Origin of the sequence: Bradyrhizobium sp. SYSU BS000235 (assembly GCF_049747295.1) — a bacterium.
Lineage (GTDB): Bacteria > Pseudomonadota > Alphaproteobacteria > Rhizobiales > Xanthobacteraceae > Afipia.
The window spans coordinates 3,714,404-3,735,236 of record NZ_JBMHJM010000001.1 but is presented as its reverse complement, the minus strand read 5'-3'; the positions used below and the strand labels follow the sequence as shown (position 1 = coordinate 3,735,236).

The following is a 20,833-nucleotide window of genomic DNA, read 5'->3' as shown; positions in this document are numbered from 1 at the left end:
GGCAATCATGCCTCACGCAAAATTTCTCTAGCCAATGAATTTTGCTGATTTGCCCGTTAGTGGGCGCAGACGTTGGCTACGTTCATGACGAGCCTTGAAATAGTAGAATATTCTTTTCTGGTCAATGACATACCGCGCTTGCGTTATGCCTCCACGTTAGAACCGCTCTGCATTCCAGAATTCGGCCCTGAGAGAGAAATTTTCTCCCGCCGACCCCTCGGCGGGAGAAAGAAAATGCCGTCGCTGTGGTTATGTCCGTGGCCGGCGGGGACCTGCCGGCCACGGGGTTCGGTTCATTTCTTGACCAAGGGGCAGTTGCCCTCCTCGATCGGGCGGAAGGCTTCCTTGGCCGGAATGGTCTCCACCAGCTTGTAGAAGTCCCATGGCCCCTTCGACTCGGCCGGCGTCTTCACCTGGAAGAGATACATATTGTGGATGTGGCGGCCGTCCTGTCGGACGAGGCCCTCGCCGAACAGCGGGTCCTTTGAAGGCATCTCCTTCATCTTGGCAACGACGGCCTGTCCATCGGATGTGTTCGCAGCGGCCGCCGCACGCAAATAATGCAAGGCGCCTGCATAGACCCCGGCCTGGTTTGCCGTCGGACGCTTGCCGTTCATCTGCGCAGCAAAGCGATCGGCAAACTTCCGCGTGCCCTCATTCGTGTCCCAGTAGAATCCCTCGGTCAGGTAGAGACCTTTCGCGTCCTGCAGTCCGATCGCGTTGACGTCGGAGACCTGCATGAGCAGCGCCGCAAGCTCCTGCCCGCCTTTCTGCAAACCGAACTCGGAGGCCTGCTTCACGGAATTCACCGTATCGCCGACCGCATTGGCGAGCGCGACGATTTTCGCCTTGCTCGACTGCGCCTGCAGCAGGAAGGACGAGAAGTCCGACGTGCCGGTCGGATGACGTACGCTGCCGAGGATCTTGCCGTTCTCCGCCTTCACGACGTCAGCGGCGTCCTTCTCCAGCGCATGACCGAATGCATAGTCGGCGGTGACAAAGAACCACGTGTCCTTCTTGGCGCGCAGCAAGGCCAGCGCGGTACCGTGCGCCAGCGCCCAGGTGTCGTAGGTCCAGTGCACAGTGTTCGGCGAGCACTTCTCGCCGGTCAGCAGCGAGGTGCCGGGACCTGACGCGATAAAAGCGGTCTTCGTTCCGCGCACCACCTCCTGTACCGCGAGCGCAACCGATGAAAATGGAACATCGAGAATGGCATCGACCTTCTCGACGTCCACCCAACGTCGCGCGAGCGAGGCACCGATGTCGGCCTTGTTCTGGTGGTCCGCCTGAATAAGCTCGACCTTCAGGTCGGGCTTCTCGGCTTTGAAATCCTCGATGGCGAGCTTGGCTGCGACCACCGATCCCGGGCCGGTCGAGTCGGCTGCGAAGCCGCTGAGGTCCGTCAGCACGCCGAGCTTGATCGTGTTGTTCGGAATTTCAGCCTGAACAGGGCTGACCAGCAGCAGCAGTGCGGCAACCCCCGCCAGCAATTGGCCTTTCGATTTGAACAGCATGTCGTCCTCCCGTTGAATTCTTCTGTTTGTAAGACTTGAAAGCGCTTCTAGCCGCGCAGCTTGGCCAGAACCTCCTGCGCCACGTCGATGCGGACTGTTTTGCGCTCGACCAGCACGCGCGCCACCGTATCGACTTCATCGCCGACGGCGCCGGCCATGATGGCGATGTTCTGCGCATGCAGCGCCATGTGACCCGACTGGATGCCGACGGTTGCCAGCGCCTTGAGCGCCGAGAAATTCTGCGCAAGCCCAACGGCCGCGATGACGCGCGCCAGCCGCTCAGCCGTGGTGACGCCGAGAACCTTGAGACATGCCTGAGCCGTGGGGTGAATCTTGGTCGCGCCGCCGATCAAGCCGACAGCGAGCGGCAGTTCGATCGACGCGCTGAGATCGCCGTCCTTGTTGATCTCATAACGCGTCAGACTGGTGTAACGGCCGCTGCGCGCCGCATAGGCATGCGCACCGGCTTCCACTGCACGCGTGTCATTGCCGGTCGCGAGAATGACGGCGCTGATGCCGTTCATGATGCCTTTGTTGTGGGTGGCCGCGCGATAGGGATCGGCCTCCGCGAACTGATAGGCGCTGATGATGCCGTCGCGCACGCTGGCGCCGCCGATGTCGTCCAGCTTCCACACGGTGTGGGCACGAGCAACCCGCTTGTCTGCAAGGTTCGACAGAATGCGCAGGAACACCCGCCCGCCGGTCCAGGTCGCGATATGCGGCGCGATCTTCTCGGCCATCGTGTTGACGGCGTTGGCACCCATGGCGTCGCGCGTGTCCACGATCAGGTGGGTGACAACCATTGTCCCGCCGAGCGTTTCGAGCAGACGCACTTCGAGATCGCGAAAGCCGCCGCCGAGCTTGACCAGCAGCGGATCGCACGCGTCGCAGATCCCCTTGATCTCATCGCGCTTGTCGAGAAGACGTAGCCGCGCCGCGTGCGGATCCGCCACATCGACAGCCTGCACCTGCGCGATCATCAGCGTGCCGGAGACTGAGGTTGTGAAGCCCGTGGCATAGTTCTGGCGCGCGGCATTGCAGACCGCTGCCACCACCGAACTCTCTTCGGTCGCCATCGGAACGAGAACGTCTTCGCCGTCCACCCGCATATTGGTGGCGATGCCGATCGGGATATTCATCGTGCCGATGACATTCTCGATCATCTTGTCGGCCAGCTGCGGCGACAGATTGCCCATGTTGGCGAGGTGATCGACGGTCCCCTGATCAAGCCCGGCAAACGCAGCGACGAGGTCGAGCCGTTCCTGCGGCGATTTGCGGTGAAATCCGGCGATCCGCGAACTGCGGTTTGCCCCGTGCCCTAGCTCAGTCATACGCGTCTCCAGAACCCAAGCTCTTCAGAATCAAGCGCTTCAAAACCCAGCCTCTGCGGGCCGTCCTGTCGCGAAACTGTCTGAAGCGAAGGGTACGGACAAGGAACGCTTTGCACATTTTCGGGAAGGTCCGTACCATCCGCCTCATGGGTACAGTTCACCAGATCCACACCGGTCCTTCCCGCTCCCGGGTCGAAACCGTCGTCGCCACAATCATCGAGCGGATCGAACGCGGGCTCATTCGTCCCGGCGAGCGGCTGTCATCGATCCGCACCGCCTCGCAGCTTTTCGATGTTTCGAAGAACACCATCGTCGAGGCCTATGAGCGGCTGGTGGCGTCTGGGCAGATCGAGAGTAGGCCGGGTTCCGGCTTTTACGTCACGCTGCACCGTCCCAAGCGCGCGGAGAGCACCACCCCCACAAAAGTGGGAGCGGTGGACAGCGTGTGGCTGCTGCGCGAGCAACTGGAAAAGCGCTACGAGGTACGCGTAGGTGATGGCCGCCCGCCTGCTGCGTGGATGGAGGGCTCCGAAGTCGGACCATACCTGAAACCGGTGAGCCGCCCCGGCAAGCGGACCCTGCCCGAAAGCTACGGCAGTCCTTTTGGGCTTCCATTATTGCGCGAGCGCATCGCGCTGATGCTGGCGGAACGCTCCATCAACGTTGAACCGCGACAGGTCTTGCTGACGCAAGGCGCCAACGATGCGCTCGACATGATCGTGCGCCATTTCATCGAACCCGGCGATCCGGTGCTGGTCGACAATCCGGGCTACTATCCACTGTTCGGCAAGCTGCGCCTCGCCAAGGCCCAACTCGTCGGCGTTCGGCGCACGCCTGACGGCCCTGACCTCGACGATCTGGCAGCGCAAGCCGCCCGCATCGGCGCGCGCATTTTCTTCACGCAGTCCCTGGCGCACAATCCGACCGGCTGTTCGATCACGCTTCCGATGGCATATCGCTTGATGCGGATCGCGACCGAGCACAATCTGATGATCGTGGACTCCGATCCGTTCGCCGACGTCCTTCCAGTCACAAGCCCCCGGCTTGCCGCGCTCGATCAACTCGACCGCGTGATCTATGTCGGCACCTTCGCCAAGACACTGTCTGCCAGCCTCCGCTCCGGATACATCGCCGCACGCGCCGATATCGTGGGCGCCCTTGCCGATCTCAAGATGATCACGCGTGCCAACAGTTCGGGCTATATCGAGCAGATCATCTACGACCTTATTTCCAGCGGACGTTACCGCGGCCACCTCAAACGTCTGATCGGCCGCATCGAGGCCGCCACGCGGCACGCCTACGACAGCCTGTCACGGCAGAAGCTACAGGTGTTCGGCCAGCCGCGCGGCGGTTTCTACATGTGGTGCGAACTGCCCGAGCACATCGACGATAAGCAGCTTTCGCGCACCGCCGCTGAGCGCAGCATCCTGCTGGCGCCGGGCTCGGCGTTCAGCCCGGATGGATCACCATCGCGACCTGCCATGCGCGTCAACATTGCGCATGTGGGCGATCCACGCTTTGAAGCCTTCATGGCTGAACAGCTGCAGACACCGTAATCAACGTCCGGTGTCGTATGCCTGTTATTGACGCAGGAATCCGATCGAGATCCACGGGAACGCCGCGACGACGATCAGCCCGATCAACAGCGCCAGCATATAACCCCAGATCGGCTTGATGCCCTCGGCAGGATCGACGCGGCCGATGGCACATGCGGCGTAGTAGCCGACACCGAACGGAGGCGCGAACAAGCCGATCCCCATGGCGAGGATAACGATCATCGCGTAGTGCACTTCATGCACGCCGACAGCCTGCGCGATCGGAAAGAGCAATGGGCCGAACAGCACGATGGCCGGAATGCCCTCGAGCACGCTGCCGAGGATCATGAAGGCGATGATGGAGACCGCGATAAAGATCGCCGGTCCACCCGGCAGCCCCGTCATCATTGTGGCCAGCGCACGCGAGAATCCGGATTGCGTCAGGCCCCATGCCATCCCGGTGGCGGTGCCGATGATCAGCAGAATCGCGCCCGACAGGCACGCCGTGTCGATCAGCATCGGCAGCAGCCTGCTCCAGTCGAACTGACGATAGATCAGAAGACCGGCGAAGATCGCGAATACGATGCCGATGGTGGAGACTTCGGTCGCGGTCGCAACGCCTTCCACCACCGCGGCGCGAATTACGAACGGCAAGGCGAGCGCCGGAAGCGCGATAACGAAGGTGCGAAGAATCTGCGTCGGCGTTGCGCGCTCGACGTGACTGAGGTCCTCACCGCGATAGCGCCACCACACCAGTCCGGACAATGTCGCCGCCAACACCAAGCCTGGCAGCAGACCGCCGGTAAACAGCGCCGCGATCGAGACGCCCGTGACCGAGCCTATGGTGATGAGCACCAGGCTCGGTGGAATGGTTTCGGTCTGCGCACCGGTGGCCGACAGCAGGGCCACGAGATCGCCGGGCTTGGCGCCGCGTGCCTTCATTTCAGGGAACAACACCGGAGCGATGGCTGCCATGTCTGCGGCCTTCGAGCCGGAAATGCCGGAGACGAGATACATCGCTCCGATCAGAACATAGTGCAATCCGCCGCGCACATGGCCGAGCAAGCTCGCGAGAAACGCCACCATGGCCCGCGCCATGCCCGTCATCTCGATCAGCAAACCAAGGAAGACGAACAGCGGCACCGCCAACAGGATCAAATGGCTCATGCCTTCGTCCATGCGGCCGACCAGCACCATTGGCGGTGTATGCGTCGTCAGTACGAGATAGCTGAAGATCGATAGTCCGAACGCAAAAGCAATCGGCACACCGGCGAAGACACACAGCGCGACGACCCCGACAAAGAAGATGACGAGGTTGAGATTGCCGAGCGGCCGCAGCACCGGCTGCATAAACCAAAAGGCTGTGACAATGACTCCGACGGTCACCACCGCCATCAGCAGGCGCTTCTTGTCCGCCTCGCGGACGAGCCGCAGCACAGCGAACAGCACCATGAAGCCGATGCCAATCGGCAGCGCAGATGCGCGCCAGGAATTCGAAATCTGCAGCGCAGGCGTGGTGATGAAGCTTTCCTCATACGCATATTCGTAAGCGGGAAAGGCGATCATCAGCAGAAATGCGAGCGCAGCACAGGTACCGACCACTTCCAAGAACGCGCGCATCTGTGGTGAACACTTCGCGACCACAGCGGTCATGCGCATATGCTCCGCGCGGCGGAACGCAACCACCGCGCCGAACATCGCGAGCCAAAGAAAGAGGATCGAGGCCAGCTCGTCGGACCAGATCAGCGGGCTATGAAAGACATAGCGCGATACCACACCGGCGAAGAGGATGACGATCTCGGCGACCACTAGCAGCGCTGCCGGAATCTCGACCAGAAGGCCGAGGACGCCTTCGATCCGCCCAAGCGACGTCAGGGGAACAGCAACGCTGTCCCCGCCCATCGCCACCTCACCCGCAAGTCTGGCTTCGCTCATGATGACGATTACGTCAGCTTGCCGGCGTTCTTTTCGAGGATGGCCCAGGCTTCTTCACCATATTTCGCCTTCCATTCGGCATAGAAGCCGGCCTGGCGCAGCTTCTCGCGGAACGGCTTGAGATCCGGCTTGTTGAAAACGAAGCCCTTGGTGGTCAGCTCTGTCTGCAGATTGGCGTTGAGCTTCTCGGTGTCTTCGCGCGCCTTCATGCCGGCCGCATTGATGTTCCGCTCAACGATCGGGCGGATGTCCGCCGGGATCCGTTCCCATGCACGGCGGTTGGCGAGGAACCAATAGCCGTCCCACATGTGGTTGGTCAGCGAGCAGTACTTCTGCACTTCGTAAAGCTTGGCCGTTGCGATCAGCGCCAGCGGGTTCTCCTGCCCTTCGACGATCTTGGTCTGCAACGCAGAATAGACTTCATTGAAGTTGATCGAGGCCGGCGATGCGTCGAACGCCTTGAACATCGAGGTCCACAACGGCGACACCGGCACGCGGATTTTGAAGCCCTTATAATCTTCCGGCGTTGTGATCGGCTTGGTGGACGATGTGGTCTGGCGGAAGCCGTTGTCCCAGATCTTCTCCATCACCACGAGGTTGGCCTTGCTGATCTGGCCGCGGATGTAAGCGCCGAGGTCGCCGTCCATCGCTTTCCACACCGCCGGGTAATCCGGGAACGCGAAACCGATGCCGTTGATTGAGGCAGCCGGAACCAGCGTCGAGAGAATGAGGCCCGACAGCGTGAAGAACTCCACGCCGCCCGAACGGAGCTGGCTCAGCGTATCCGTATCCGAGCCGAGCTGGCTGCTCGGAAACAGCTGCACGTCGACGCGGCCATTGGTTTCCTTCTTGATCGCCGCTGCCATCTCCCGGCCCCGGACGTTGATCGGGTGCGTGTCGGGAAGGTTGTTGGCAAACTTGTAATTGAACTCGGCCTGCTGGGCACGCGCCACGAATGGCGCGCCGACGCCTGCCATTGCGGTGACCGCTGCCGAGGTTTTGAGCAAGGTTCTACGTGAGATCGTCATAGGGCTTTCCTCCTGATTGGCATTGTTCTTGTTGCTTCCTGATCAGAAGCCTATGCCGCGCATCAACGTCTTTCGATGCATGTCAAACCACCTGTTCTGGTAATAATCAACCGCTGGATGCGCCGGAAGCGAAATAATAATGAGCCACCTCGGCCAGCTGCTTTGCGGCGTCGCCCGAAAACGATTGCGTTTGAAACGCCGCACTGTGGCGACGCAGCATTTTTCCCCAATGGATGAGCCGTTCCTGGAGCACTGGCAACGCGTGCGACATTACGCGCCGCCTCGGCGCATTCATCCGATCTTTGCTTGACTTGCTCTTGGCTCCTTAGGCAGTCTGTCAACGCAAATAATAAGCATCGGGCAACGACCCAGATGCATTCAGGGAGGAACGTCGATGAACTCATTTATGAGGTTACTGGCGGCTGCCAGTATCGTAAGCGCAGGGACACTCGCCAGCGCTCCAGTATTTGCCCAGCAAGCACCGATCAAGATCGGCGTGCCGACATCGATCCAGCTTCAGGTCGGCCGCGATACACAGAACGCCGTCAAACTCGCCATCGAGGAAATCAACGGCAAGGGCGGCGTGCTTGGACGCAAGCTCGAGATGGTGGTCGCGGACGAGACCGAGAACCCGGAACAGGGCATTGCTGCGATCAAGAAGCTGACCGCGGACGACAAGGTGAACGTGCTGATCGGCGGCTACACCAGCGGCGTCACCCTCGCCCAGTTGCCGCACATCTCGGCGGCGAAAACGATCTACATCGGCGTCGGCGCGGCATCGCCCGCGATTACCGCGAAGGTGAAGGCGGACTACAACAACTATAAGTACATCTTCCGCGCGTTCCCGATTAACGCCGCGCATCAGGCCCGTGCGCTGGTCGACTTCATCAACGGCAAGCTGAAAGGCGAGATGAAGCTCACCAAGATCGCCATCGTCGGCGAGAACGCCAAGTGGGTGCAGGACCTCGTTCCGATCCTGAAGAAGGGCGCGACCGATGGCGGCACCGATGTGCGCATGGCGGAGTTCTTCGACACCTCCACCTCCGACTTCTCGCCGCTGTTCGCCAAGGTCAAGGAAAGCGGCGCGCAGTATCTGATCGTGATCCTGTCTCATGCGTCCTCGGACATTTTCGTCAAGCAGTGGCATGACGCACAGGTGCCCGTTCCGATCGGCGGCATCGACGTGAAGAGCCAGGATGCGGACTTCTTCACCCGCGTCGGCGGCAAGGCCAATGCAGAGACCGTTGGCCTGTTCGCGATCCGCGCGGCTCTCACGGAAAAGACCATTCCGTTCTGGGATGAATTCGTGAAGCGCTACGGCACCGCTCCAGTCTACACCGGTGTGGGCGCCTATGACGCGGTCTATGTCTATGCGGATGCGGTGAAGCGTGCGAACTCGATCGAGCCGGACGCCGTCATCAAGGAGCTGGAGAAGACCGATCACACCGGCATTGCCGGCAAGATGGTGTTCGACGAAATGCACGACGTGAAGACGGGCCCCGGCTTGCAAAACCTGCTGTTCGTGCAGTGGCAGAAGGATGGCCAGCGCGTCGTCGTGTGGCCGAAGGAAGCCGAGACGGGGAAGATGATTCCCCCGCCCTGGATGAGCAACTGAGCTTAATCGTCGCGATGCCCATGCGCGGCCGGTAAACACCTTACCGGCCGCTGAGCTTCGATGCCCGGTTTTCACCGGCCGGGCGAGCACAGCAGGCGGACATGCTTCAAATTCTGATCTATGGCGCGGTTTCGAGCGCGATCTACGCGATGCTCGCGGTGGGCTTCACCCTCATCTTCGGGGTCGCCCGCATCCTCAATCTTGCACACGGCTCATTCTACGCGCTCGGCGCATATGCAGCCTATGTGCTGACCTCCCTGCTCAACGTACCGCTGTTCCTGGCAGCGCCGATCGCGGTCCTGCTGGTCGCACTGTTCGGCGTGGTGATGGAGCGGTTTCTGGTGCGCCCGCTGCGGAGTTCGCAGCTCGCGGTGCTGATGATCACGCTGGCGGTCTCGCTCGCGGTCGAACAGGCGCTCTTCATCATCTTCGGTTCAGAATACCGCAACGTGCCGTCTTTCGTGGCCGACAAAGTCTCGATCGGCGGCGTCGATATCGGTGGCCAAAGATTGCTGGCCCTTGTCGCAGGTGTTCTGGTGCTGCTGATCCTATGGCTATTCATTCAACGCACCCGGCTCGGCGCAGCCATTCTCGCAGTGTCGCAGGACCCGGAAGCCGCGCAGTACATGGGCATTCCGACCAACCGCATTTTCTCGATCGTGATGGCGATCTCGGCGGGCACGGCGGCCCTTGCCGGCGTTCTGGTGTCGCCGTTCCTCACCGTGCAGCCGACCATGGGGCTGCTGCCGATGGTGAAGGCTTTTGCCATCGTCATCGTCGGCGGGCTCGGATCGATCCCGGGCAGCATCATCGCATCACTCATCCTCGGCTATTCCGAGACCATCGTAGCCTATCTCATCTCCACATCGTGGACCGAGCTGGTGTCGCTGGTCGCGGTTGTCATCACTCTCATGATCAGACCGTCCGGAATTCTCGGCCGGCGGGCGGCGTTCTGACATGCGCACCATTTCAATGATCGATATCGCCGGTGGCATCGTCGTGGTGGCGATCCTCGCACTGGCCCCGGTGCTGATCGCGAGCAGTTATCTCACCGGCGTCCTCACCGTCTGCGTCATCTATGGAATCTGGGCGTCGAGCTGGGATTTCATGTCCGGCCTGACCGGCCGCGAAAACTTTGGACACTCGCTTTTCATCGGCGCGGGCGCCTATACGGCGGGCTTTCTCGCCACCGTCTGGTTCGCCAATCCGTGGTACAGCCTGCCGATGGCGGTTGTGATCGCCGTATTGTTCAGCGTGCTCGTCGGCTTCCCAACGCTGCGGCTGCGCGGGCCATATTTCGCGCTGGCGATGCTGTCGGCCTCCGCGATTTTGCAGCGGCTTTGCCTGATCTTCTGGGAATACACCGGCGGCGAGGAAGGCCTGTACGGGCTCGATCCACTGATGACTTCGCCCCTGCACTACTACTGGTTTGTGCTCGCGATCCTCGTCGTCACGGTGATCGTGCTGACGCTGCTGGCGCACTCGCATTGGGGACTGCTGCTGCGGGCGATCCGCGGCGATGAAGCCACCTGTCAGGCCGCGGGCATCAACGTCACGTTCTACAAGATCGCCTCGCTAATGATCAGCGCGGCGTTCGCGGGGCTCGGCGGCGCCCTCTACGCGCACTACCAGCTCCAGGTCAGTCCGCCGCTGTTCTCCGTCGTGGTATCGATCACGGTCATCATCATGGTCTATGTCGGCGGCATCGGCTCGATCTACGGCGCAGCCGTGGCCGCGATCCTGCTGACGTTGCTGACCGAGATGCTGCGCGGGTTCGGCGAGTACCGGCTGTGGATCTACACGCTGACCCTCATCTTCATCCTGTTCTTCCTGCCGAACGGACTGATCGCTCCGCTCTGGCGCCGCATGACGGAGCGTTTTCGATGACAGCGCTTCTCGAAGTCAACGACGTCACCAAGCGGTTCGGCGGCCTCACCGCCGTCAAGAACGTAACCTTCACGCTGGAGAAAGGCGAACTGACCGGCATTCTCGGCCCCAACGGCGCCGGCAAAACCACGCTGTTCAACCTGCTGACTGGATTCATGTCGCCCACCTCGGGGACGGTCCAGTTCAACGGTGAACCGATCGCCGGCATCGCACCGTACAAGGTCGTCAATCGCGGCATGGCGAGAACGTTTCAGCTGACGCGTCCGTTCGTCGGCATGAACCTCCTCGAGAACGTGCTCGTGGCATGCCTTTCGCCGCGGGCTCACAATGATACAGACAAGGAAGAGCGGGCGCGGCACCTGCTTGAACAGGTTGGACTTGGCGGCCGCGAGCGCGAGCCGGTGGAGACATTGCCTTACGGCGACCTTCGCCGGCTCGAAATCGCGCGTGCGCTGGCCACACGGCCCGATCTGTTGCTGCTCGATGAACCCTTCGCCGGCCTTGGCAGCAGCGAGATTGAACCGCTTGCGCAACTGATCAAGCGGCTGCATCGCGAGGAGCACCTCACGATCCTGCTGATCGAACACAAGCTGCGCGAATTCATGGCGCTGGTCTCGCGCGTGATTGCGATGAATTTCGGCGAGGTCATCGACATCGCGCCACCCGCAGAAATCGTCAAAAACCCCAAGGTGATCGAAGCCTATATCGGAAAGACGGAGGACGCCCATGCCCCTGCTTGAGGTGTCCAACCTCCGCGCCAGCTACGGCAAGGCGCTCGCCATCGAATCCGTCTCGATCAAGGTCGAGAAAGGCGAACTAATCGGCGTGCTCGGTCCCAACGGCGCGGGCAAGACCACGCTGCTGAAGGCCATCTCGCGCTCGATTCCCTCCCAGGGCACGCTGATGTTCAAGGGGCAGTCGCTCGACGGCGTCGCGCCCTACGATGTGGTGGCGCGCGGTATCTGCCACTGCCCGGAAGGACGCAAGCTGTTCTCCGAACTCTCGGTGCTGAAAAACCTTCAGCTCGGAGCTTATCTGCGCAAGAACACCGCCGAGATCAATGCCGATCTCGAACGTGTATTCACGCTGTTCCCCGTGCTTCGGGAACGGCAATGGCAACAGTCGAGCACGCTCTCAGGCGGCGAACAGCAGATGGTGGCGATCGGGCGCGCATTGATGGGACGTCCCGAACTGCTGCTGCTCGACGAGCCGTCGGTCGGAATCGCGCCGCGGCTGAAGGGGCTGATCTTCGATTCGATCCAGCAGATCAGGAAGGATGGCACGGCGATCCTGATTGTCGAACAGGACGCCGTCTCGACACTGCGCATCACCGATCGGGTTTACGTGCTCGAACACGGGCGCACCATCCGTGAGGGCAAGTCGAGCGACCTGGCCGGAGACGAGCACATCCGCCAAGTTTATCTCGGCGTGTAAATCCATCCTGACGCAAAACATAAGGCGCGGCGTTTCCGCCGCGCCTTTATAATCTCAAGCAGCTCTTACTTCAGGGCGCCTTCGGCCTTCAGCACTTCGTGCGCAGCCTTGAAGGCTTCGAGACCCGACGGAATGCCGCTGTACACGGTGGCGTGCAGCAGGATTTCCTTGATCTCTTCCACCGTGACACCGTTCTTCAGAGCGCCCTTGACGTGCAGGCGCAGCTCGGACGGCTTGCTCAGTGCGGTCAGCATGGCGAGATTGAGCATGCTGCGCGTTTTGAGATCGAGACCCGGACGCGTCCAGGCATAGCCCCAGCACCACTCGGTGGTGATGTTCTGGAACGCCATCATGAAATCGTCGGCCTTGGCGATGCTGCCGTCGACGTATTCCGCGCCCAGAACGTCCCGTCGGACAGCCAGACCTTTTTTAAATTGTTCGCTTTCGCCGCTCATGACGTTCTCCAAACATTGAGCCCTGTTGACGGGCCGTACCTTAACACCGTCCGCATACCCGACAATTGCGGGTGCGGCTAGCTGATCTGCTGGATGACAACTCAGTTTGCCTTGACACCCGCCGCCTTGATCACCGGTGCCCATTTGGCCACTTCGGCCTTGAGATGCGCCGCAAGTGCTTCCGGCGTCGCCTGCTCCGGTTTGACCGGTTCGGTACCAAGCGCCGCCAGACGCTCGATCACCTTTGGGTCCTTCAACGCAGCCTGCAGGGCATTGCTCAGCTTCTTGTGGACGTCCGGCGGCAATCCTTTCGGCGCCCACATGGCATGCCAGGCTGTCACTTCGAAGCCCTTCAGGCCGACTTCATCGAGCGTCGGCAAATTGGGTAGCACCTTGAGGCGCTCCTTCGTCGTCGCCGCATAGCCTTTGATCTTGCTTTCCTTGATCTGCGACGTGGTGGTCGTGGTCTGGTCGCACATCACATCGAATTGACCACCGAGAAGGTCCGTCATTGCCGGTCCAGTGCCGCGATACGACAATCCGGTCATCTGGGTATCGATGGCGCTCATGAACATCAGCGCGCAGAGATGCGAGGCCGAGCCGATGCCGGCATGCGCATAGGTGACGTCGTTCTTTTTCTGCTTGATCCAGGCAATCAGCTCCTTGGCGTCCTTGACTTCAAGGGCAGCCTTGCCGACCACCGTCATCGGCACATCGGCGATGCGGCCGATGGAATCGAAATCGCTGATCACATCGTATTGCAGATTATTATAGAGCGACGGCGCGGTCGCCTGCGCGATATGCCAGACCGTCACCATGTAGCCGTCGGCTGGCGACTTCGCGACGCGCGTCATGCCAATCGTTCCGCCCGCACCACCGACGTTTTCGACCACGATCTGCTGGCCGAGTGTCCGTCCCATCGATTCCGCAATCAGGCGGGACACGGCGTCTGTCGGTCCACCGGCGGCAGCCGGCACGATCAGCGTGATAGGACGCGACGGGAAGTCATCCGCCGTTGCCGGCTTGATATTGGCAACGGATAACAACGTTGCCGCAACAGTCAGTGAGAGTCCGACAAACCACTTCCGCATCACGTTCCTCCTCCGAACTAGTTTTCTTGGTTGTCTCCAGCCAACGCGTCGCACACCGCCTTTGTGACGTCTGCCGTTCGCGCCTTGCCGCCGAGATCCGGCGTGTGCAGGGATTTGTCCGCCGTCACGCGTTCGATGACGCGCATCAGGCGGTTGGCGGCGGATTTTTCGCCGAGATGTTCCAGCATCATCACGCTCGACCAGAATGTGCCGATCGGATTGGCAATGCCCTTGCCGATGATGTCGAAGGCCGAGCCATGGATCGGCTCGAACATCGACGGAAACTGCCGCTCGGGATTGAGATTGGCGGTCGGCGCAATGCCCAGCGAACCGGCCAATGCCGCAGCAAGATCCGACAGGATGTCGGCATGCAGATTGGTGGCGACGATCGTGTCCAGCGTCTCGGGCTTGAGCGTCATGCGCATGGTCATGGCGTCGACCAGCATCTTGTCCCAGGTGACGTCCGGGAATTCGGTGGCCACTTCAGCCGCGATCTCGTCCCACATCACCATGGCATGCCGTTGTGCATTGGACTTGGTGACAACGGTCAGGAACTTGCGTGGACGCGAACGTGCCAAACCGAACGCGAAGCGCATGACGCGCGCGACGCCTGCCCGCGTAAACATCGAGACATCGGTCGCAACCTCTTCGGGCAATCCGCGATGCACCCGGCCACCGACGCCGGCATATTCGCCTTCCGAATTCTCGCGCACGATGACCCAGTCGAGTTCGGGACCCGAGACATTACGAAGCGGGCTAGTGATGCCCGGCAGGATGCGCGTCGGGCGCACATTGGCGTACTGGTCGAACGGCTGGCAGATCGCGAGCCGCAATCCCCACAGCGTCACATGGTCCGGCACATCGGGCGCACCGGCCGAGCCGAACAGAATCGCGTCGTGGTTCCTGATCAGGTCGCGGCCATTCTCGGGCATGAACGCACCGGTCTTCTTGTAGCGCTCTGATCCCCAATCGAAATGGTCGAAGGTAAAGGCAAATCCGCCATCGCGCTTGGCGCAGGCGGTCAGCGCCTCCACGCCTGCGGAGATGACTTCTGAGCCAATGCCATCGCCGGGAATGGCCGCAATTCGATAGGTTTTCACGTTGAACCGTCCGATCAGTCGAAAGAGCAGAAATCCCGCGGTCAGGCAGAACGGGTTTTGCCCGATCCCGCCTCAGCGGCCTTGATGCGCGCGATCTTCCATGGAAGCATGTACGGATGTCAAGCGCCCGAGGGCTCGCGCAGGCGATTTACGCTTTGACGGCATCCGGGTAGGAGTGAGGCATGAATCGCTTGAAATCGCCGGATTCGCTGATCCCCAAGACTCCTTCGCTCGTGTCCGATGCCTATCGGGCGATGAAGGACGCCATTCGCGACAATGTTTTTGCGCCCGGCTATCAGGGATCGGAACAGGAAATCGCGCTGCGGCTCGGCATGAGCCGGACCCCGGTTCACGAGGCGCTGATCCGGCTGCAGGAAGAAGGGCTGGTCCGCATTCTCCCCAAGCGCGGCGTCGTCGTGCTCGCGTTGTCGCCGGACGACATGCGCGAGGTCTATGACGTCATCATCGCGCTCGAGGGCATGGCCGCCGAGTTGATCGCGGCAATGGACACGCACATGCGGCGTCCGATCGTTGCCGAACTCGAAGCCATCAATGCCGAGATGAAGACAGCCCTGCAGCGTGAGGAACTCGACGTCTGGGCGCGCGCCGATGACCGCTTCCATCGGCTTCTGATCGACCGCAGCGGCAATGCGCGCCTCGCCCGGCTCGTCCACACCATCATGGACCAGTCCCACCGCGCGCGCATGATGACGCTCCGGCTGCGGGCCAAGCCGACCAAATCCATCAAGGAACATCAATCGATCGTCGGAGCCATCAAGAGCGGCGACGCGGCGCTGGCATGCAACCATGCCCAACTCCACAGGCGGCGAGCCCGCGACGAACTGCTGCCCCTGCTGGAGCAATTCGGCATGAAGCATCTCTGACGGCACGAGCCCGACCTGACTGCATAGGCGCATTCGCAAACTGCACCTGCTCTTTGCATCGGAATTGGGGTTCATGATCTTATGGATCAGATGTCCCAAGAGAGCTACGCGAAAAAGCACGTCACCATTGCGCTTTACGTGCTCGCTATATGCTTCGTGTTCGCCATGCTCGGGCGGGGCTTAAATGAAACCTTCACGGTATTTCTCCTGCCAATCTCGCAGGGGTTCGGCTGGGATCGCGCCCAGGTCATTTCGATCTACTCCCTGGCCGCGCTGACCACCGGACTTGCCGCCCCGTTCGTCGGGCGGCTGTTCGATCATGCCGGCCCACGCATTGTTTATGCATTGGGACTGTTCCTGCTGGGCAGCGCCTTTCTCGCCGCCTCCTACTCGCAAAGGCTCTGGCAGTTTCAGGTGAGCCTCGGGATTTGCGTCGGATTGGGGGCAGCCTGTCTCGGCAACGTATCCAATTCGATCATGCTCGGCCGCTGGTTCGGCCCTAAACTCTCGACCGCCATGGCCGTGGTCTATTCAGCCATGGGCGCCGGCGTCCTGATCCTGTTGCCGCTGTCACAATGGCTGATCGATAGACTGGGCTGGCAGAAAGTCTACGAAATCTTCGGCTGCACGACATTGGTCTTACTGGTGCCGCTGCTGCTGTTGCCCTGGAAACTGTTCTCCGCCGGGTCGCCAACCCTCCGCAGGACCGTGGCCGAGGACCTGATCGACGAAGGCTGGACGCTGCTCGGCGCCATGCGCCATCACGCCTTCTGGGCGCTGTTCTCGACATTCTTCTTCACCTCCGTTGGCATGTTCTCCATTTCCACGCAGGTTGTCGCCTATCTGGTGGACGCCGGGTTCGAGCCCCTTCAAGCGGCGACCGCGTGGGGCTTCAGCGGGGTTGTCGTTCTGTTCGGCATGCTCTCCGTCACCTGGCTCGATGGCGTGATCGGACGGCGGCGTTCGGTGTTGCTGAGCTATGCCATCTCGATCATCGGCATCGGCCTGCTCTGGCTGCTGCAGCGGCATCCCAACATCTGGCTGCTGACCGGCTTCGTCGTCTGCTTCGGCAGCATGCTCGGTTCCCGTGGTCCGCTGATCAGCGCAACCGCCATGAAGATCTTTCGCGGCAAGCGCGTCGGCACTATTTTCGGAACGATCATGATCGGCAGCGGGCTGGGCACGGCTCTGGGCTCGTGGTGCGGCGGCCTGATCCATGATCTCACCGGCAGCTACGACGCCCTGCTGACCTTTTCGCTGGTCAGCGTCATCCTGGGCATGATCCCGTTTCTGGTGATCCCTGCGCTGCGCGAGTAGACACACGCTGGAAAAATCGGGTGAACTTCGGGATCGGACACCCGTTGCGGCGAGGTGCGGCAACTGCGATCATCCGACAAAGTCACACGCTTGCTTGGAGCGATCTCATGAGTGCGCCCATCGACGCGCCGGACTGGCGCTCTCTCTCCCAGGACGATCGCGACGCCGGTTTCAACAACAGTCTTGCGGTCAAGGATTCCCCCGCGATGCTGGCCGGGTGGGAATTGCAGTCGGCCGAGGTGCGGGCGGCCTATCCGCAACATCTCGATCTTCGCTACGGCCCACGCGAGCGCAACCGCATCGACTTTCTAAATGCCGGCGCCAAAGGCCCCACGCTCGTCTTTATTCATGGAGGTTACTGGCAGGCGCGCGCGAAAGAGACTTTCACCTTCTGCGCCGCAGGCCCGATGGCACACGGCATCAATGTCGCCTTCGTTGGCTATACTCTTGCCCCCGATGCCACACTTGACGACATCGTCAGCGAAGTTCGCACCAGCATCGATTATCTCGCCACTGAACTGACTGCTCTCGGCGGCGACCCCGACCGGATGATCGTGTCAGGCTGGTCGGCCGGCGGACATCTGTCGTCCATGATGCTGGCCCATCCACGCATCAAGGCCGGGCTCCTGATCAGCGGCATCTACGATCTGGAGCCGATCCAATACACTTATCTCAACGAGAAACTTCGCCTCGACAAAGCCATGGCGGACCGTAATTCGCCCATGAAACAGCCGGGCGGCGCGAACAAGCCTGTCGCTATCGTTGTTGGAAGTGGAGAACTGCCTCTGCTGCGAAAACAGTCCGCGGACTTTGCGGCCCATCGCGCCCGGCATGGTCTGCCGGTCGTCTATGAGGAGATCCCGGGCGCGAACCACTTCACGATCATGGAAACGCTGAGTTCACCGTCGGGCCGGATGACGACGCTGGCGCGGCAGTTGGCGGAACAGGTCACCGGCGCCCGCTGATCGCGAGCGCCGGGTTTAGCGTTAATCGATCAAGCCACGAGCGGCAGCCGGGTCTCGATGATCCGCGAGAACAGGCTGGCGCCCACCGGCAAGATGGCATCGTCGAGAATGAAGCCCGGATTGTGCACAGGCACGGAGCCTTCGTGACCGAGCCAGAGATAAGCGCCCGGCACGGCAAGCAGCATGTCGGCGAAATCCTCGCTGCCCATCTTGGGCCGCGAGGCGGTCAGCACGTTCTCGTTGCCGACGATCTCGCGCGCGACATCGGCCACCGCGGCCGAATGCTCTTCGTGATTGATCAGCACCGAGAAGATGTCGCGGATATCGACATTGATTTCGACCTGGAATGCCGCCGCGATCCCCGCAGCGATGGTGCGCATGCGATCACGGATCTGATTGCGCACCTGATCCGAGAACGCACGCACGGTGCCCGCGAGCTTCGCCTCGTTGGGAATCACGTTGTAGGCGGAGCCCGCGTGGATCTGCGTGATCGACAGCACCGCCGACTGCAGCGGATCGACGTTGCGGCTGACGATCGACTGCAGCGCTTGCCCCAGCGTCATGGCGATCACAACCGGGTCCTTTGACCGCTCCGGCATCGCGCCGTGGCTGCCATAGCCCGTGATGGTGATGTCGAAGAAATCCGCACCCGCCATGCCGGGCCCCGGAAAGATCGCAACCTGACGAGGATCGAGATCTGGCGCGTTGTGCATTCCGTACACTTCATCGCAGGGAAACTTTTCGAACAAACCATCCTTCAGCATGGCGCGGGCGCCGCCGAGACCTTCTTCCGCCGGCTGGAAGATGAAGGCGACGGTTCCGTCGAAATTGCGCGTTTCGGCCAGATAACGCGCGGTGCCGAGCAGAATGGTGGTGTGGCCGTCATGGCCGCAACCATGGAAGCGGTTCGGAATCGTCGAGCGCCATTTCACGTTGGTATTCTCTTCCATCGGCAGCGCGTCCATGTCGGCGCGAAGGCCGACGCGCTTGGTGCCGTTGCCCTTGCCCTTCAACAGGCCGACAACACCGGTGCCGCCGAGACCGCGATGCACCTCAATGCCCCACTGCTGAAGCTTCTCGGCCACGATGCCCGATGTCCGATGTTCTTCGAAACCGATCTCAGGATGCGCGTGAATGTCACGGCGAATGGCGGTGAGTTCGTCGGCGTAGCTGTCGATCAATTCGATATTGGGCATGGGTTAAGCAATCCAGTTTTGAGTTTCAAGTTTTTGAGGGTTTGCTGAAGTCACCGAATGTCGGACCATTCGGCTTGATACGCATATCCGCGCGTAGCCGCGTCCACGGCAAAGCCGCGGTGTCGGCCGGCATCGCTCCGGGCGCGGCGCAGACGATGATCTCCTCCGCGATCGGATCAAAGTCGGCCCGGAAATGCACCGAGCTCTTGTTGACGAGGATCGATTGCTCGGTCGGCTCGATCCCGACGAAACGGAACATCGCCTGATCGGCAAGTTGCGCCTTGCGCGATCCGACGACAACCCGAACATCACCAATGCGCAGGCACGCCGACGGACCGAGATCCATCTGGCTGCCGCCGAAATAAGGCCCCGGTGCAATGAAGCGGCCATCCGACAGGGTTTCGACAACGAAGTCACCTTGAAACGGCGCATCGCCCGGAATGCCGGACTTTCCGCCCAATGCGAGCGTGATCGTCTTACCCTGCCCCGCCGCGTGTGCGGCATCCGCCGATACCGGATCGACGATGACGCCGATCGCAGCTTTCGTCGCGCCGTTGGCAAGCAACGCGCGCAGCATGCCGGTGGTATCCGAATCGCCGCCCGCGCCGGGATTGTCCTGCGTGTCGGCAATGACGACAGGCTTGGTTGCACGCGCCGCAACACTCATGGCGTGGCGCACGCCTTCATCCGGCGTAAAAATCCGCCCGTCGAATTCCGTCTCATGGGACGCAATGAGCGCTGCAATCGTGTTGGCCGCCGCATCAGCATCTGCCTGCGTTTTTCCGTACGCGAAGATCGCTGGTGCGCAATCAGGGAAGTCCGCCGCTGGAAAGCCCGGCGCGAAAGAGAGCGTCGGCACATCATCGGACTCAAGCGCTGCCAGCTTGAGGTAGATGCTCTTGCAGGGCTCGATGTCGGTGCATTGCCAGCTGATCGGAATCAGGAACGGCAGTTGCCGGAAAGCTTTCGCAAAACGCTGATGCGATCCCAACAATAACCCCATATGGCGCGCAGCCGCGCGGCCGGTGTCGGCCATGTCGATATGTGGATAGGTGCGGTAGGCGATCAGCGCATCCGCGTGCTCCATCATGGCCGGCGTGACGTTGGCGTGGAGATCGAGACTGATCACCAGCGGCAGATCCTTGCCGATGACCCGGCGCACCCGCGCCAGAATTTCGCCCTCGCCGTCGTCGAGATGTTCAGTCACCATCGCGCCATGCAGATCGAGATAGACGCCGTCGAGATCGCCTGCCGCAGCAATGCCATCGACAATCATCGCCGCGACACGCTCATAGGCGTCTTCACGCACATGCGCCGAAGGACTTGCACCGCACCAAACGGTCGGCACCAGCTCCCAGCCGGCCTTCTCAGCCTCGGCGACAAAGCCGGACATGCCGACATTGATATTGTGCGTCGCCTTGAGCAGCTCCGGGCCCCTGGACATCGCGGGCCAGCCGCCGCCGTTTACGAAATCCTGGTACGTCGCCTTCGTCGGCGCAAATGTATTGGTCTCGTGGAGAAATCCACCAATAGCGATGCGGGTCAT

General features: G+C 61.3%; 19 protein-coding genes. 9 read left to right on the top strand and 10 right to left on the bottom strand.

Annotation, left to right across the window (positions count from 1 at the left end; all coding sequences use genetic code 11):
• Window positions 1–293: 293 nt before the first annotated feature.
• Both ACP0KA_RS17390 and ACP0KA_RS17385 read right to left on the bottom strand, forming a co-directional pair.
• On the bottom strand, window positions 294–1,514 hold the full coding sequence (locus tag ACP0KA_RS17390) for an ABC transporter substrate-binding protein (protein WP_424629981.1): 1,221 nt from the start codon (window positions 1,512–1,514) through the stop codon (window positions 294–296).
• A gap of 47 nt (window positions 1,515–1,561) precedes the next feature.
• Window positions 1,562–2,845, bottom strand: a complete 1,284-nt coding sequence (locus tag ACP0KA_RS17385) for a hydroxymethylglutaryl-CoA reductase, degradative (protein ID WP_424629980.1) — start codon at window positions 2,843–2,845, stop codon at window positions 1,562–1,564.
• Window positions 2,846–2,991: 146 nt separating this feature from the next.
• On the opposite strand from ACP0KA_RS17385, the gene ACP0KA_RS17380 reads away from it, so the two are divergent.
• Window positions 2,992–4,401: a PLP-dependent aminotransferase family protein gene (locus ACP0KA_RS17380; RefSeq protein ID WP_424629979.1), complete on the top strand. Its 1,410-nt coding sequence runs from the start codon at window positions 2,992–2,994 to the stop codon at window positions 4,399–4,401.
• A gap of 24 nt (window positions 4,402–4,425) precedes the next feature.
• On the opposite strand, the gene ACP0KA_RS17375 is transcribed toward ACP0KA_RS17380, so the two are convergent.
• The 3 genes from ACP0KA_RS17375 to ACP0KA_RS17365 form a co-directional block, all read right to left on the bottom strand.
• Entirely contained in the window at window positions 4,426–6,282 is a 1,857-nt protein-coding gene (locus ACP0KA_RS17375; protein ID WP_424631644.1) for a TRAP transporter large permease subunit, read from the bottom strand.
• A 41-nt stretch (window positions 6,283–6,323) separates the two neighbouring features.
• Window positions 6,324–7,343 (bottom strand): TRAP transporter substrate-binding protein, encoded by a 1,020-nt coding sequence (locus ACP0KA_RS17370; RefSeq protein WP_424629978.1) that lies wholly within the window; start codon window positions 7,341–7,343, stop codon window positions 6,324–6,326.
• Window positions 7,344–7,449: 106 nt separating this feature from the next.
• Window positions 7,450–7,614, bottom strand: a complete 165-nt coding sequence (locus ACP0KA_RS17365) for a hypothetical protein (protein WP_424629977.1) — start codon at window positions 7,612–7,614, stop codon at window positions 7,450–7,452.
• A gap of 123 nt (window positions 7,615–7,737) precedes the next feature.
• Here ACP0KA_RS17365 and ACP0KA_RS17360 point away from each other — a divergent pair, with 123 nt between their 5' ends.
• The 5 genes from ACP0KA_RS17360 (at window position 7,738) to ACP0KA_RS17340 (ending at window position 12,279) form a co-directional block, all read left to right on the top strand.
• Window positions 7,738–8,958 (top strand): ABC transporter substrate-binding protein, encoded by a 1,221-nt coding sequence (locus ACP0KA_RS17360; protein WP_424629976.1) that lies wholly within the window; start codon window positions 7,738–7,740, stop codon window positions 8,956–8,958.
• A 101-nt stretch (window positions 8,959–9,059) separates the two neighbouring features.
• On the top strand, window positions 9,060–9,914 hold the full coding sequence (locus ACP0KA_RS17355) for a branched-chain amino acid ABC transporter permease (protein ID WP_424629975.1): 855 nt from the start codon (window positions 9,060–9,062) through the stop codon (window positions 9,912–9,914).
• Window position 9,915: 1 nt separating this feature from the next.
• Window positions 9,916–10,845: a branched-chain amino acid ABC transporter permease gene (locus tag ACP0KA_RS17350; RefSeq protein WP_424629974.1), complete on the top strand. Its 930-nt coding sequence runs from the start codon at window positions 9,916–9,918 to the stop codon at window positions 10,843–10,845.
• Window positions 10,842–11,585, top strand: coding sequence for an ABC transporter ATP-binding protein (locus ACP0KA_RS17345; protein ID WP_424629973.1), 744 nt, complete (start codon window positions 10,842–10,844; stop codon window positions 11,583–11,585). Before ACP0KA_RS17350 ends, ACP0KA_RS17345 begins: the two co-directional genes overlap by 4 nt.
• Window positions 11,572–12,279, top strand: a complete 708-nt coding sequence (locus ACP0KA_RS17340) for an ABC transporter ATP-binding protein (protein WP_424629972.1) — start codon at window positions 11,572–11,574, stop codon at window positions 12,277–12,279. The genes ACP0KA_RS17345 and ACP0KA_RS17340 overlap by 14 nt, the downstream gene beginning before the upstream one ends.
• Before the next feature lie 65 nt (window positions 12,280–12,344).
• Here ACP0KA_RS17340 and ACP0KA_RS17335 read toward each other — a convergent pair whose 3' ends face one another.
• The 3 genes from ACP0KA_RS17335 to ACP0KA_RS17325 form a co-directional block, all read right to left on the bottom strand.
• Window positions 12,345–12,734, bottom strand: a complete 390-nt coding sequence (locus ACP0KA_RS17335) for a carboxymuconolactone decarboxylase family protein (protein WP_424629971.1) — start codon at window positions 12,732–12,734, stop codon at window positions 12,345–12,347.
• A gap of 101 nt (window positions 12,735–12,835) precedes the next feature.
• Entirely contained in the window at window positions 12,836–13,825 is a 990-nt protein-coding gene (locus ACP0KA_RS17330; protein ID WP_424629970.1) for a tripartite tricarboxylate transporter substrate binding protein BugD, read from the bottom strand.
• Between the two features lie 17 nt (window positions 13,826–13,842).
• Window positions 13,843–14,925: a tartrate dehydrogenase gene (locus ACP0KA_RS17325; RefSeq protein WP_424629969.1), complete on the bottom strand. Its 1,083-nt coding sequence runs from the start codon at window positions 14,923–14,925 to the stop codon at window positions 13,843–13,845.
• Between the two features lie 182 nt (window positions 14,926–15,107).
• On the opposite strand from ACP0KA_RS17325, the gene ACP0KA_RS17320 reads away from it, so the two are divergent.
• From ACP0KA_RS17320 to ACP0KA_RS17310, 3 genes are all read left to right on the top strand, one after another.
• A complete protein-coding gene (locus ACP0KA_RS17320; RefSeq protein ID WP_424629968.1) occupies window positions 15,108–15,809 on the top strand; it encodes a GntR family transcriptional regulator in 702 nt (233 codons plus the stop codon).
• A gap of 81 nt (window positions 15,810–15,890) precedes the next feature.
• Window positions 15,891–17,126 (top strand): MFS transporter, encoded by a 1,236-nt coding sequence (locus ACP0KA_RS17315; RefSeq protein WP_424629967.1) that lies wholly within the window; start codon window positions 15,891–15,893, stop codon window positions 17,124–17,126.
• Between the two features lie 107 nt (window positions 17,127–17,233).
• Complete coding sequence (locus ACP0KA_RS17310; RefSeq protein WP_424629966.1) at window positions 17,234–18,091, top strand: alpha/beta hydrolase; 858 nt, start codon at window positions 17,234–17,236, stop codon at window positions 18,089–18,091.
• Between the two features lie 29 nt (window positions 18,092–18,120).
• Here the strand turns inward: ACP0KA_RS17310 and ACP0KA_RS17305 are convergent, their stop codons facing one another.
• A complete protein-coding gene (locus ACP0KA_RS17305) occupies window positions 18,121–19,287 on the bottom strand; it encodes a M20 aminoacylase family protein (protein ID WP_424629965.1) in 1,167 nt (388 codons plus the stop codon).
• Window positions 19,288–19,312: 25 nt separating this feature from the next.
• On the bottom strand, window positions 19,313–20,833 hold the full coding sequence (locus ACP0KA_RS17300; protein WP_424629964.1) for a M81 family metallopeptidase: 1,521 nt from the start codon (window positions 20,831–20,833) through the stop codon (window positions 19,313–19,315).

What these genes read in the sequence shown, in the direction of transcription:
- ACP0KA_RS17345 (WP_424629973.1), top strand. Translation starts at nt 10,842, where the DNA reads ATGACAGCGCTTCTCGAAGTCAACGACGTCACCAAGCGGTTCGGCGGC.
- ACP0KA_RS17360 (WP_424629976.1), top strand. Translation starts at nt 7,738, where the DNA reads ATGAACTCATTTATGAGGTTACTGGCGGCTGCCAGTATCGTAAGCGCA.
- ACP0KA_RS17390 (WP_424629981.1), bottom strand. Translation starts at nt 1,514, where the DNA reads ATGCTGTTCAAATCGAAAGGCCAATTGCTGGCGGGGGTTGCCGCACTG.
- ACP0KA_RS17300 (WP_424629964.1), bottom strand. Translation starts at nt 20,833, where the DNA reads ATGACCCGCATCGCTATTGGTGGATTTCTCCACGAGACCAATACATTT.
- ACP0KA_RS17375 (WP_424631644.1), bottom strand. Translation starts at nt 6,282, where the DNA reads ATGGGCGGGGACAGCGTTGCTGTTCCCCTGACGTCGCTTGGGCGGATC.
- ACP0KA_RS17330 (WP_424629970.1), bottom strand. Translation starts at nt 13,825, where the DNA reads ATGCGGAAGTGGTTTGTCGGACTCTCACTGACTGTTGCGGCAACGTTG.
- ACP0KA_RS17310 (WP_424629966.1), top strand. Translation starts at nt 17,234, where the DNA reads ATGAGTGCGCCCATCGACGCGCCGGACTGGCGCTCTCTCTCCCAGGAC.
- ACP0KA_RS17370 (WP_424629978.1), bottom strand. Translation starts at nt 7,343, where the DNA reads ATGACGATCTCACGTAGAACCTTGCTCAAAACCTCGGCAGCGGTCACC.
- ACP0KA_RS17335 (WP_424629971.1), bottom strand. Translation starts at nt 12,734, where the DNA reads ATGAGCGGCGAAAGCGAACAATTTAAAAAAGGTCTGGCTGTCCGACGG.
- ACP0KA_RS17320 (WP_424629968.1), top strand. Translation starts at nt 15,108, where the DNA reads ATGAATCGCTTGAAATCGCCGGATTCGCTGATCCCCAAGACTCCTTCG.
- ACP0KA_RS17305 (WP_424629965.1), bottom strand. Translation starts at nt 19,287, where the DNA reads ATGCCCAATATCGAATTGATCGACAGCTACGCCGACGAACTCACCGCC.
- ACP0KA_RS17380 (WP_424629979.1), top strand. Translation starts at nt 2,992, where the DNA reads ATGGGTACAGTTCACCAGATCCACACCGGTCCTTCCCGCTCCCGGGTC.
- ACP0KA_RS17340 (WP_424629972.1), top strand. Translation starts at nt 11,572, where the DNA reads ATGCCCCTGCTTGAGGTGTCCAACCTCCGCGCCAGCTACGGCAAGGCG.
- ACP0KA_RS17315 (WP_424629967.1), top strand. Translation starts at nt 15,891, where the DNA reads ATGGATCAGATGTCCCAAGAGAGCTACGCGAAAAAGCACGTCACCATT.
- ACP0KA_RS17350 (WP_424629974.1), top strand. Translation starts at nt 9,916, where the DNA reads ATGCGCACCATTTCAATGATCGATATCGCCGGTGGCATCGTCGTGGTG.
- ACP0KA_RS17355 (WP_424629975.1), top strand. Translation starts at nt 9,060, where the DNA reads ATGCTTCAAATTCTGATCTATGGCGCGGTTTCGAGCGCGATCTACGCG.
- ACP0KA_RS17385 (WP_424629980.1), bottom strand. Translation starts at nt 2,845, where the DNA reads ATGACTGAGCTAGGGCACGGGGCAAACCGCAGTTCGCGGATCGCCGGA.
- ACP0KA_RS17365 (WP_424629977.1), bottom strand. Translation starts at nt 7,614, where the DNA reads ATGTCGCACGCGTTGCCAGTGCTCCAGGAACGGCTCATCCATTGGGGA.